This is a genomic window from Micromonospora sp. RB23 (assembly GCF_053585025.1).
The window spans coordinates 189,758-201,509 of record NZ_CM132111.1 but is presented as its reverse complement, the minus strand read 5'-3'; the positions used below and the strand labels follow the sequence as shown (position 1 = coordinate 201,509).

11 protein-coding genes are annotated in these 11,752 nt (G+C 70.9%); 6 read left to right on the top strand and 5 right to left on the bottom strand.

What is annotated here, in order from left to right; genetic code table 11:
- Positions 1-89 precede the first annotated feature (89 nt).
- The 5 genes from ACTFTM_RS00840 to ACTFTM_RS00820 all read left to right on the top strand — a co-directional run bounded on the left by ACTFTM_RS00840 (position 90) and on the right by ACTFTM_RS00820 (position 6,138).
- Complete coding sequence (locus ACTFTM_RS00840) at positions 90-3,179, top strand: AfsR/SARP family transcriptional regulator (protein ID WP_449563988.1); 3,090 nt, start codon at positions 90-92, stop codon at positions 3,177-3,179.
- Between the two features lie 265 nt (positions 3,180-3,444).
- On the top strand, positions 3,445-3,936 hold the full coding sequence (moaC, locus tag ACTFTM_RS00835) for a cyclic pyranopterin monophosphate synthase MoaC (protein ID WP_449563987.1): 492 nt from the start codon (positions 3,445-3,447) through the stop codon (positions 3,934-3,936).
- Positions 3,933-4,403: a MogA/MoaB family molybdenum cofactor biosynthesis protein gene (locus ACTFTM_RS00830; RefSeq protein ID WP_449563986.1), complete on the top strand. Its 471-nt coding sequence runs from the start codon at positions 3,933-3,935 to the stop codon at positions 4,401-4,403. Before moaC ends, ACTFTM_RS00830 begins: the two co-directional genes overlap by 4 nt.
- A gap of 53 nt (positions 4,404-4,456) precedes the next feature.
- Positions 4,457-5,713, top strand: a complete 1,257-nt coding sequence (locus ACTFTM_RS00825) for a molybdopterin molybdotransferase MoeA (RefSeq protein ID WP_449563985.1) — start codon at positions 4,457-4,459, stop codon at positions 5,711-5,713.
- Positions 5,710-6,138: a molybdenum cofactor biosynthesis protein MoaE gene (locus tag ACTFTM_RS00820; RefSeq protein WP_449563984.1), complete on the top strand. Its 429-nt coding sequence runs from the start codon at positions 5,710-5,712 to the stop codon at positions 6,136-6,138. Before ACTFTM_RS00825 ends, ACTFTM_RS00820 begins: the two co-directional genes overlap by 4 nt.
- 7 nt (positions 6,139-6,145) lie before the next feature.
- Here ACTFTM_RS00820 and ACTFTM_RS00815 read toward each other — a convergent pair whose 3' ends face one another.
- Both ACTFTM_RS00815 and ACTFTM_RS00810 read right to left on the bottom strand, forming a co-directional pair.
- The gene (locus tag ACTFTM_RS00815; protein ID WP_449563983.1) at positions 6,146-7,591 is read right to left on the bottom strand and encodes a glycosyltransferase 87 family protein; all 1,446 of its coding nucleotides are present in this window, start codon (positions 7,589-7,591) and stop codon (positions 6,146-6,148) included.
- 215 nt (positions 7,592-7,806) lie between these two features.
- Positions 7,807-8,352, bottom strand: coding sequence for a DoxX family protein (locus ACTFTM_RS00810; RefSeq protein ID WP_449563982.1), 546 nt, complete (start codon positions 8,350-8,352; stop codon positions 7,807-7,809).
- Positions 8,353-8,486: 134 nt separating this feature from the next.
- Here ACTFTM_RS00810 and ACTFTM_RS00805 point away from each other — a divergent pair, with 134 nt between their 5' ends.
- On the top strand, positions 8,487-9,035 hold the full coding sequence (locus tag ACTFTM_RS00805) for a GNAT family N-acetyltransferase (protein WP_449566504.1): 549 nt from the start codon (positions 8,487-8,489) through the stop codon (positions 9,033-9,035).
- Between the two features lie 40 nt (positions 9,036-9,075).
- Here ACTFTM_RS00805 and ACTFTM_RS00800 read toward each other — a convergent pair whose 3' ends face one another.
- From ACTFTM_RS00800 to ACTFTM_RS00790, 3 genes are all read right to left on the bottom strand, one after another.
- The gene (locus ACTFTM_RS00800; protein WP_449563981.1) at positions 9,076-10,314 is read right to left on the bottom strand and encodes an AAA family ATPase; all 1,239 of its coding nucleotides are present in this window, start codon (positions 10,312-10,314) and stop codon (positions 9,076-9,078) included.
- A 134-nt stretch (positions 10,315-10,448) separates the two neighbouring features.
- Positions 10,449-10,862 (bottom strand): LppU/SCO3897 family protein, encoded by a 414-nt coding sequence (locus ACTFTM_RS00795; RefSeq protein WP_449566503.1) that lies wholly within the window; start codon positions 10,860-10,862, stop codon positions 10,449-10,451.
- A 401-nt stretch (positions 10,863-11,263) separates the two neighbouring features.
- The gene (locus tag ACTFTM_RS00790; protein WP_449566502.1) at positions 11,264-11,704 is read right to left on the bottom strand and encodes an LppU/SCO3897 family protein; all 441 of its coding nucleotides are present in this window, start codon (positions 11,702-11,704) and stop codon (positions 11,264-11,266) included.
- Between the last annotated feature and the right edge of the window lie 48 nt (positions 11,705-11,752).

The following is an 11,752-nucleotide window of genomic DNA, read 5'->3' as shown; positions in this document are numbered from 1 at the left end:
TGGTCGAGAGCTTGGTCTGAATTGTGGACACCGATACCCTTTCCCCGTGTGATCAGCTAAACACCGATGGATGTGAATTCGGGGGAACGGTGAAGATCAACCTGCTAGGTGACATGCAGGTGCTGGTTGCTGACCACAAGTTGCACTTGGGCACACCGAAACAACAGGTAATCTTCGCGATGCTGGCGGTCCAACCAGGCCAGCTAGTGACGATGGACGATCTCGTAGACGAGCTGTGGGCCGACCATCCTCCGCGATCAGCCGTAGCGAATGTGCGGACCTACGCGGCGAACCTGCGCCGGAAGTTCGAGACGTTGGCGCTGCCCGACGTGACTCTCGTGCGGCACGGGAACGTCTATCGACTCGCCTTGCGGCCGGACGTGATCGATGTCTTCAGCTTCCAGAAGGAGCTTTACGCGGGCCGGGACGCCCTGGGCGCCGGCGACCTGGCCCAAGCGTCGGAACTACTGGAGTGTGCTCTGGCCCGGTGGCGGGGTTCCATGCTCGCCGGTCTGCCGCTCGGACCCGTCCTGCAGGCTCGAACCGTGGGCGCTGAGGAGGAACGTCTCCTGGCGGTGGAACTTCTCGCCGAGGTCCACCTCCGGTCCGGACGGCATGATCTCGCGATTCCACCGCTGCGGGAGGTGGCTGCCCGCCATCCGCTCCGGGAACCGACGTACCTCCTCCTCATGCGCGCCCTGCAGGAGCGCGGTGACAGCGCGGAGGCGCTTGTCATGTATGACGAGATTCGTCAGCAACTGATCACGGAGTTGGGGGTGCGCCCGGGCAGCAAGATCGAAGAGTTGCGGCGCCTGATCGTCACCGAGATGCCGAAGTCGGCCTCCGAGGTCGTCGCTCGCCGTGAAGGCCGGGTGGGACGGTTCGTTGCGTCCCGGTCCCTGCCGACGGAACACCCGGCGGCCAAGCCAGGGGCCGTGGTCGCCGGGGTGGATCATCTGCCCCGTTCGGTCACCGATTTCGTCGGCCGGGAGGCCGCGGTGGCACGACTGTTGGCGGAGACGCGGCGTGTCGAGGACCGCGTCCCGGCCCTGCACCTCATCGACGGGATGGCCGGCAGCGGCAAGACGACACTCGCCGTGCACCTGGCCCGTCGACTGGGTGACCGGTATCCGGACGCCCGCTTGTATGTCGACCTGCGCGGGCATGGCGAGAAGGATCTCATGAGACCGGCGTCGGCCCTGGTCGTCCTGCTTCGCCAGCTCGGAGTGCCGTCCGAGCGGATACCGGTCGACCTCGACGACCGGACGGAACTCTGGCGACGCGAGCTGGCCCTCCGCAGGTCGGTGATCATTCTGGACAATGCCGCCAGCAGCGACCAGATCCTTCCGCTCCTGCCGATCGAGCCGACCGCCGTCGTCCTGGTGACGTCGCGGCGGCGTCTCACCCACCCTGATCTCGGGACGTCCCAGTCCCTGCCGGTCATGTCGCCCGAGGAGGGCGTGGACCTGTTGGCGTTGAGCGTGGGACGGGAACGGGTCGACGCCGAGCCGGAAGCAGCCGCTGAGGTGGTCCAACGGTGCGGCCGCCTCCCTCTGGCGATTCGCCTGGCGGGGGCCCGGCTGGCTCATCGGTCCGGTTGGCGGTTGGCGGATCTCGCAGCACAGATGGCCGGTGCCACGTCGGTTCTTCCGCACCTGGGCGGGGAAAACAGCACGGTCACTGGAGCGTTCGCCACCTCGTACGAGCCTCTTCCCGAGTCGAGGAAGCGGGTCTTTCGATTCCTGGGCCTGTATCCCGGCAGTCGGTTCAGTCCAACGACGGTCGCGGCGCTGACCGGGCTGACGGTGACGGAAGCGCGTGCCGCTCTCGACGATCTCACCGACCGGCACCTCGCACAGGACCTGAACTCCGGGCAGTACGGCTTGCACGACCTGATGCGTCAGTATTCGGTCGAGTTGTGCATCCGCGTGGATTCCCCGCAGGACCGGCGGTCGGCTTTGGCCCAACTGTTCGACTTCATCCTGGAAGTGGCACTGCGGATCGCCGAGACTCTCGAGCCAATTGTCATCAGAAGCCAGGTAGACCACCTTGCCTTCGACCGATCCGAGCTGCTCGAGACTCTTGGGGAGCCGAGCGTCGAGTGGTTGGAAGCGGAGCGGGCTGACCTGGTGACGATGGTGGCGTCAGCCCATGAGTCGGGCTTCCACCAACACGCATGGCGTCTGGCTCGCGCCCTCTGGCGATTCTGCTACATCCGCGGATACTTCGAGGACATCGTCACGACCCACCGACATGGGCTGGCCGCGGCTGAAATGACGGGCGAGACCGAACCGACGGCGCAGATGCACAACTACCTCGCTTCCGCTTACGTCAAGACCGGTGACAACCGGAGAGCGCTCGAGCATCTGACCCGCGCGGTCGAGCTTTCCAAGGAATCGCGGGACATGGTGAACACGGCCCGCTACCAGGCCAATCTGGCTCCCGTCTATTACTGGAGCGGCCACCTCACCGAAGCGGTGGCGCTCGGTATGGAACGCCTCCGTGACTACAAGGGCTACGGCAATGTCGGGGTGCCGATGGCCCTACCAAATGTCGGTCTGGCTCTGACGTCACTGGGTCGTTACGAAGAGGCGTTGTGGATGCATCGGCGTCACCTGGCCTGGGCTCGGACGAATTCGAGCGAATTCCATCTGCTCAATGCCCTCAGCCACATCGGGGCGGTACGGGCACGTAAGGGGGACCTTCCCCAGGCGATCAGGATCCTCAAGGCTTCGCTGGCGCTTCGCGACCGTACCGGCCACCGCTACGGAGAGGCGGAGGTGCGCCTGGACCTCGGTGTCGCCTATCGCGGTCTTGGGCGTCTGGTAGCCGCCCAACAGGAGCACGAGTTGGCCCGCAGCCTGGCGGTCGGTTCGAGCGAACGGCACGTCGAGGCTGCGGCGTTGAACGAGTTGGGCAGCACGTTGCGGGCACGTGGGCGGGACCGCGAGGCAGCCGAGATGCACCACGCGGCCCTGCGGCTGGCGACCCGGATCGCACACCCGCACGAGCAGGGGCGGGCTCTGGCCGGGCTGGCCGAACACTTCGTCAGTGTCGATCCGGCCGAGGCCCGGCGGCACTGGGAACGGGCACTCGCGATCTTCCGCCGGATGGGTGTGCCGGAACGCCTCGACGTGGAGCGTCACCTTGCCGAGCTGGACGGCGAGAAAGGTCGCTGACCTGCCCGAACGTCTCTTATCGATTTCTTATCGCCGGGCTCGGTAGCTTGTGCGGCGTATCGACGAACGGGGGAGGTTCTGCCCCCTGGGCAGAACCAGGTCGTCGAGACACGCCCGTCACCGGGTCACCCCCAGCGACTTCGGTGGCGGGTCCGGCCAGGAAGGGGTGATGGTCCGGTGAATGCGCCCTCGCACCCGGCGAGTTGCTGTGCCGTCGCCCCTTCCGAGCGCCCGGACGTCGTACCGCACCGATAGGCTCACGGCCGTGACCGAACCCGCGCAGCTCAGCCACGTCGACGGTGCCGGCGCGGCCCGCATGGTCGATGTCTCCGCCAAGTCGGTGACCGGTCGGCTGGCCGTCGCGGCGGGCCGTCTGCGCACCACGGCAGAGGTCATCGACCTGCTGCACCGCGACGGTTTGCCCAAGGGTGACGCGCTGGCGGTGGGCCGGCTCGCCGGCATCATGGGGGCGAAGCGCACTCCCGAGCTGATTCCGCTGTGCCACCCGATCGCTCTGCACGGCGTCACCGTCGACCTGCGATTGACGACGGACACCGTGGAGATCACCGCCACCGCCCGCACGGCCGACCGGACGGGAGTCGAGATGGAGGCGCTGACCGCCGTCGCGGTCGCCGGCCTCGCGCTGATCGACATGGTCAAGGCGGTCGACCCGGCGGCCTCGGTGGAGGCGGTGCGGGTGCTCCGCAAGGAGGGCGGCAAGACCGGCGAGTGGGTCCGGCCGGAGGACCGGCCGTGATCCGGGCTCGGGTGATCGTCGCGTCCAACCGGGCGGCGGCCGGCGTCTACGCCGACACCAGTGGCCCACTGCTCGTCGCGGGCCTGCGTGAGTTGGGCTGCCAGGTGGACGATCCGGTGGTGGTGCCCGACGGTGAGCCCGTCGGCGACGCTCTGCGGCAGGCCGTCAGCGACGGTGTCGACGTGGTGGTGACCAGCGGTGGCACCGGCGTCACACCGTCCGACCGCACACCGGACGTGACCCGGGCCCTGCTGGACTACGAGATCCCCGGCATCGCCGAGGCGATCCGATCGCACAGCCGGGCGCGGGTGCCCACCTCGGTTCTGTCCCGGGGGTTGGCCGGGGTGGCCGGCCGGATGCTGGTGGTCAACCTGCCCGGCTCGACGGGCGGCGCCCGCGACGGGCTGGCCGTGCTCGGGCCGATCCTCGGCCACACCGTCGACCAACTGCGCGGCGGCGATCACTGAACGGGTCGTCCCAGGCCGCGCCACGCGTCGGTCGGTGCCGATAGGCTCGGTCGGTGCGAACGGAAACCACACCAACGGCGGACCAGGTCGCCGCGCCCCCGCCGGCCGGGTGGGAGGAGGCGCGGTCCCGGGTGTACGCGGTGGGGCTGGCCGCCGCACTGCCCGCCGTCGCCCGGCCGCTGGTCGACACCGACGGGCTGACCCTGGCCGAGCCCCTGACCACCCGCACCGACCTGCCCGCGTTCCCGACCTCCAGCGTGGACGGCTGGGCCGTCCGGGGCGACGGGCCGTGGCGGATCGTCGGGCGGGTACTGGCCGGCAACACCCCCGGGCCGCTCACCGAGGACGGCACGACCGTCGAGATCGCCACCGGGGCGATGGTCCCGGAGGGCGCCAGCGCCGTGCTGCGCGTCGAGGAGTCCACCGTCGCCGACGGTCTGGTCAGCGGAACGCCCCGACCGACGCCGGAGTGGCGGCAACCGGGCGAGGAGGCGTACGCCGATGAGGAGCTCCTGCCCGTCGGCACGCCGGTCGACCCGGCGGTGATCGGCCTGGCCGCGTCCTGCGGCCACGACACGCTGCGGGTCCGGCGCGCGCCGCGCGCCGCGCTGCTGGTCTTCGGCGACGAGTTGCTGACGGCGGGTCCGCCGGCGGCGGGCCGGGTGCGTGACGCGCTGGGCCCGGCGGTGCCGGCGTGGCTGCGGCGGTACGGCTGCCACGTCCGCCCCTCGGACGTGGTGGGGCCGGTGGCCGACACGCTGCCCGCGCACGTGGCGGCGTTGCGTGCGGCGCTGGCCAACGCCGACCTGGTCTGCACCACCGGCGGCACGATGCACGGTCCGGTCGACCACCTGCACCCGACCCTGGAGGCGCTGGGCGCCGACTACGTGGTCAACACGGTGGCGGTCCGGCCGGGCTTCCCGATGTTGCTGGCCCGGCTGGCCGACCCGGACGGGCGGGTCCGGTTCGTCGCCGGTCTGCCCGGCAATCCGCAGTCCGCCATCGTCGCGCTGGTGTCACTGGTCGCGCCGCTACTCGCCGGCCTCGCGGGTCGCTCGATGCCGGTGTTGCCGCAGGCCACGTTGGCCGAGGCGGTGCCGGGGCGCGGCGACCACACCCATCTGGCGCTGGTCCGGCTGGACCGGGCCGCCGGCACCGCGTACCCGGTGCGGCATGTCGGTTCGGCGATGCTGCGCGGCCTCGCTGGCGCCGACGGGTTCGCCGTCATCCGACCGGGCACCAACGGTGCGCAGGGCGACCGGGTGCCGATCGTGCCGCTGCCGTTGCTGCCCGGGGAGCGGGCGTCGTGACGGCACCGGCGATCACCGTCGTCGAGGTCACCGACCGGCCCCTGGACCTCGCCGCCCACGAGGCGGCGGTCGCCGACCGTCGGGCCGGCGCGGTCGTCTCCTTCCAGGGCGTCGTCCGCGACCACGACCACGGGCGCGTGGTGGTGAGCCTGGACTACGAGGGGCATCCGAGCGCCGTGCAGGTGCTGCGCGAGGTCGCCGCCGAGATCGCGGCCGACCCCGACGTGTACGCGGTGGCGGTCTCACACCGGGTCGGCCCGTTGGCCATCGGTGACGTGGCGCTGGTAGCAGCGGTGAGCACGGCGCACCGCGCCGCCGCCTTCGCCGCGTGTGCCCGGCTGGTCGACGAGGCCAAGGCCCGGTTGCCCATCTGGAAGCGGCAGGTCTTCGTCGACGGCACCGAAGAGTGGGTCAACTGTCCCTGACCGCTGCTCAGCGGCGGCCGTTCACCACCACTGCCCGGGCGAGTCGTTCGCCGTAGAAGGCCGGCTCGGCGCCCGGCCGCCAGGGCAGTGCCGCGACCAGCACGATCAGGGCGAGAGCCAGCGAGTTCTCCATCAGCGCCCCGAACAGGCCGTCCTGGTAGTGCGACACCTCCGGCAACTGGTGCTCGTACGGCCAGATGGGCGAGATGAGGAACAGCAGGTAGAGCCCGACAGCGGCGACGCCGTGCCGGAGCCCGGTCAGCGTGGGATACCAGATCGGCGGGCGAAGGGCGTTGAGGCCGTTCAGGCCAGCGAACGCCGACCCCTGCCCGGTGCGCTGTGTGAGGCCCCTGCTCGCCTCGCGGCGGCGTACGGCGGCATCGGCCAGCACGATGATCGCCGGGATCACCCAGACGAGGTGGTGCGTCCAGGAGATCGGACTGATCACGTTGGCGGTCAGACCGACGAGCGTGAACGCGGTCAACTCGTCGCCGTCGGCGCGGGAACTGGCCGCGCGGGACAGGCCCAGCGCCAGGATCAGCACCGAGAAGGCGAGCCAGAGAAGGCCGGGGGTCTCGATCGAGTCGTACAGGCGGGCCAGCAGACCGGCGAGCGACTGGTTCGGCGTCATGTCGGCCGCGCCGACCCGCTCGGTCTGCCAGAGCACGCTGCCGAAGTAGGTACGTGATTCGTCGCCGACGATCGCGAAGGTCCCGATGGTCACGCCGATGGCGGTGCCGACCGCGGTGGCCGCCGCCCGCCACTGCCGGGTGATCAGCAGGTAGGCGATGAACAGCGCCGGGGTGAGCTTGACGGCGGTGGCCAGACCGATGCCGGCTCCCGCCCAGGCGCCGCCGTAGACGAAGCGCAGCAGCGGGCCGTCGCTCGCGGCGTAGTGGGTGCCCCGGCGGGAGCGCCAGCGCAACCCGATGAGGTCCGCCATGATCAGGGCGAACAGCAGGAGGTTGACCTGGCCGTAGCCCAGGGTCTCGCGGCTGGGCTCGATGGCGAGGGCGAGCGGAACGGCCAGGGCCACGGTGAACCACAGTGGCCACGCCAACCGGTCCACGATGGGCCGTAGCAGCCCGGCCAGCACCAGGGCCAGCGCGGCGATGCTGGCGAGGGCGTTGACCATTCCGGCCGCGCCGATCGGCAGCTGGGCCATCGGCAACATGACGAGTCCGGCGAACGGCGGGTAGGTGAAACCGAGCGTGGTGCCGGGCGCGATGAACTCGTAGAGCTCGTGACCGCTCGCCCACCACACCACCGCGCCGTGGTAGATCTTCATGTCGAAGAAGTTGTACGGACGCCCGAACTCGCCGATGGCGAGCCATGCGGCGTAGGCGACGGCGACCACGATGGCGCCGCGTACGACATTCCTGCGATCGATCCCCCGGGTCATGCGCTGTACTGGGGCGAGGCGGTCCGCCCGTCTACCGACAGTCGTCGGCATGGCGTGGCCACCCCCGTACCAAGGTCGTCCTACCCGTCCAGGTCCTGCACGGAGCCTAGAACGGCGCCTCACGTCAGTGCCTCCCGCGTTATGCGACCGTGTCCGATCCCACACATGTTTTTGACATTTCCACCGCGTTAACGCCTACCGGGTGGTTCAGGTAATTCGCGGCCTTAGCGGGGGATGGGGGTGACAACGAGAGGCATCGAGGCAGGTCAGCCTGGGAGTCGACGCGCGGTGGCCGCCGACCGGACGGCGATCCGTGCCTCGCGGCGGGCGGTGCGTACGGCGCGTTGCACGGAACGTCGAGAGTGGCCGATGCGGTGGCCCGTACGCCAGCGGATACCGGGCTTGCCGCCGGTGTCGGCGGCGGCGAGCAGCAGACCGCCGAAGAGCCCGAGGTTCTTGAGGGTGTGGATCTGGTTGTTGTTCTTGGCGATCGGGTCGTCGTTCTTCCAGAACGGATGCCCGGCGATGGTCACCGGCACGAGGGTGCCGGCGAGGACCAGTGCGGCGGGCCGGCTGAACCGCCCGGTGGCCAGCATCAACCCCGCCCCGACCTGCGTTGCCGCGTTGAGCCGGATCAACGACTCCGTGTCGGTGGGGAAGCTCGGGTGCGCCTTCTGCAACAACGGCGCGACCTTGTCGGTCACCGGCTTGGCGGCCTCTGCCAGTCGGTGCGGGTTGCGGAAGTTGCGGTAGCCCTGGATCACGAAGATGCCGCTCAACATGGCGCGGGCGAGGGAACGTACGGGCGTCATGGATCAGTCATACCCCGTCGCGGCGTTTGCTACCCGGGCAACCGCCGGATCCGGATCGGTCGGCGTGCTCGCGCGCCACGCCGAATCGAGCGACCATCGCTGATGGACGGGGCGTGACGGGTAACGTCGCGCGGGTGACGACCCTGCGGCTCCGCCCCGAGGACGCGGCTGACGCCGGCCCGGTGCGTCGGGTGCTGGCCTCGGCGTTCGCGCGCCCGGACGTGCAGACGCCGCCGGAGGTGGGACTGGTCGACGACCTCCGGGGCACCGACGCCTGGCTGCCCGAGCTGGCCATGGTCGCCGAGTACGGCGGTGAGGTCGTCGGATACGCGCTGCTCACCCGGGTGGGGGTGCGACCCGAACGGGGTGCCGTGGTGGCGGCCCTGGCACTCGGGCCGGTCGCCGTGGCGCCGCACCGACAGCGGGTCGGGCACGGCAGCGCGGTCGTGCAGGCCGCTCTGGACGCCGCCACCGAGTTGGGTGAGCGGCTGGTCGTGGTGCTCGGTGACCCGGCCTTCTACCGCCGCTTCGGCTTCGGGCCGGCAGCCGAACTGGGTCTCAGCAGTCCGTGGGCCGGTCTCGGCGAGCCGTGGCAGGCGCTGGTGCTGCCGCCGTCCACCAGTGAGGAGGACGCGCCGCCGCGCGGCGAGGTCGTCTTTCCCGCGCCCTGGTCCCAGGTCTGACGCGCCGGCCTGCACCGCACCTCGTCGGGCCGTCGCGCGGTCAGACCGGCTGGGTACGCAGGTAGCGGCCGAAGTGCGGAACGGTGAAGGCCACCGTGCCCCGCTCGCCCGAGTAGATGAGCCCCTTTTTGATGAGCGCGTCCCGGGCCGGCGAGAGGCTGGCCGGCTTGCGGCCGAGGGCGCGGGCGATCTCGGCGGTGGGCACGGCGGCGTCCATGTCGTCGCGGACCGCGCCGCCGGCCTCGCCCTCCACCAGTGACAGCGTGGCCATCGCCCGCATGTACTCACGCTCGGCCGGGGTGGCCCGCTCGAACCGGGAGCCGAAGAACCCGACCGCCAGTTCGGCCTCGGCCTCCGGCGCGGCGACCCGGACGTCCGCGGCGGTCACGGGTGACCGTGGCGCGTGATCCCAGGTCGCCTTCCCGTACGCCTGGACGAAGTACGGGTAGCCGCCGGACTTCTCGTAGAGCAGGTCGAGCGCCTTCTGCTCGTACTCCACCTCCTCGCGCTCGGCCGGCGCGCAGAGCGCCTGGTCGGCGGCGATCCGGTCGAGCCGGTCGATGCGCTGGTAGCGGAAGAGCCGCTCCGAGTACGACTTGGCGGCGCTGAGCACGGCCGGTAGGTGCGGTAGCCCGGCGCCGACGACGATCAGGGGGGCGCCGATCTGGGACAGTTCGTGGCAGGCGGCGCAGAGCGCCGAGACGTCCTCCGGCCCGACGTCCTGCATCTCGTCGATGAAGAGCGCGATGCCGGTACCCACGTCGCTGGCCACGGCGGCGGCGTCGGTGAACAGTTCGACCAGGTCGATCTCGATGTCGCCGGAGTCGGCCCGGCCGCTGGCGGCGGGTACGTCGATGCCCGGTTGCCACCTGTCGCGCAGCTTGGGCGCGGCACCGCGACCGGCCGGCGCGGACCGCTGGGCGAACGCCTTGAGCACCCCGAGGAAGGCGTCGATCCGGTCGGGGGCGCGGTGACGTGGGGCGAGTTCGCGGACCGCCATGTGGAGCGCGGCGGCGACCGGGCGGCGCAGTGACTGGTCCGGTCGAGCCTCGATCTTGCCGGTGCCCCAGAGTCGGTTGATCGCCTGTGACCGCAGGGTGTTGAGCAGGACGGTCTTGCCGACGCCGCGCAGGCCGGTGAGCATGAGGCTGCGCTCGGGCCGGCCGCGGGCGATGCGTTCCAGCACGATGTCGAACACGTCCAGCTCGCGCCCCCGCCCGGCGAGTTCGGGTGGGCGCTGGCCGGCGCCCGGAGCGTACGGGTTGCGGACCGGATCCACGCATCGCAGAATATCGGGCCCTCTAGCTGCGAAGCTAGATATGGATAGATGAGGCTACCGGCGTGTCGAGGCCGTCGATACAAAACTAGGGCTGCCTAGCGTCCACGCTAGACAGCCCTAGTTTCGGGAATCGACTACTGCTTCTTCAGGCAGAGCACGTAGTCGAACAGGTCGATCGAGTTGTCGTGCACGTAGTTCGCGGTCGCCTGCGGCGCGAGCGTCTGGCACCGGTCCCCGTCGGTGGTCGCCGGAATCCGCAGCAGCACCTGGTAGGTGTTCGGGCCGCACGGCACCTTGCGCAGCTCCGCGTCGGCCTCGGAGCCGTCGTTGACCACGCAGTCGCCCTTGGCGAACTCCTCCTCGTCGTCCGGCGACGGCAGGACCGGAGTCGGCAGATCGCTGGGCAGGCCGCCGGGAGGGAAGACCGGCGCGCTCGCGGACGGCAGGGGCGTGGCCTCGCTGTCGGAGTCGGCGATCCGCCAGGCCGCCCAGCCGGCGAGGCCGAGGCAGGGGCAGAGCAGGAGCAGCACGACCAGCCCCACGATCAGGGCAACCTTCCGGCCGCTCCGGCCGGCGGGGGCGGCGGGCGGCATCGGGTACCCGCCAGGTGGCGGCGGGCCCAACGGCGCTCCCGGCTGGCCGGGGGCGGGCGGGAACGGCCCCGGCGGGGCGTTCCACTGCCCCGGCGGCTGCTGCGGTGGCGCGTTCCACTGGGTCGGCTGCTCTGGCGGGGCACTCCACTGCGCCGGCTGCTGCGGCGGCGCGTTCCACTGCGTCGGCTGCTCCGGGGGAGCCCACGGCGAGGGCTGGGGTGGCGGTGGCCCCCACTGCGGGAGCGTCGGATCGACCGGCGGCGGGCCACCGGGGTCGGTCGGCGGACGCTGGTACGGGTCGTCCGGCTGCCCGGAACCCGGTGGTCCGTAGGTCGTCATCTCATCCCCAGGGGTGGTCAGCGCTGCTTCAGGCAGAGCACGAAGTCGAGCGTGTCCAGCTCGCTGTCGAAGAAGTACCAGTTCGTGTAGCCCTCGACCTTGGCGCACTTGGCCTCGGCGTCGCGTTCACCGCTCGTCGCGCCGTCGACGCGGCGCAGCACCTCGTACGACTTCGGCGCGCAGCCGCTGATCAGCAGCTTGGGCTTGCCGCCGGCCACGCCGGCGTTGCGTACACACTGCCCGACCTTGACGAACCGTGGGTCGGCCGACGACTCGGGCGCAGCGGCGCTCGGCGCGGGATCGGCCGGCTCGGTCACACCGGCGTTGGGCTCTCCCGCCGCGGCCGAGCTGGTCGGTGCGGCAGTCGTCGGCGCTGGATCGTCCGATCCCCGCAGGAACCAGTACGCGCCGCCGCCGGCCACCGCCAGCAGCACGACGACGGCCAGCACCGCGATCAGCGGTCCCCGCCCCCGCTTCGGTGGCGTGGGTGCGGGTTCGTCATCGTC

Excerpts from the sequence above, each read along its gene's own strand:
- ACTFTM_RS00810 (WP_449563982.1), bottom strand. The coding sequence starts at position 8,352 with ATGACGCCCGTACGTTCCCTCGCCCGCGCCATGTTGAGCGGCATCTTC.
- ACTFTM_RS00815 (WP_449563983.1), bottom strand. The coding sequence starts at position 7,591 with ATGCCGACGACTGTCGGTAGACGGGCGGACCGCCTCGCCCCAGTACAG.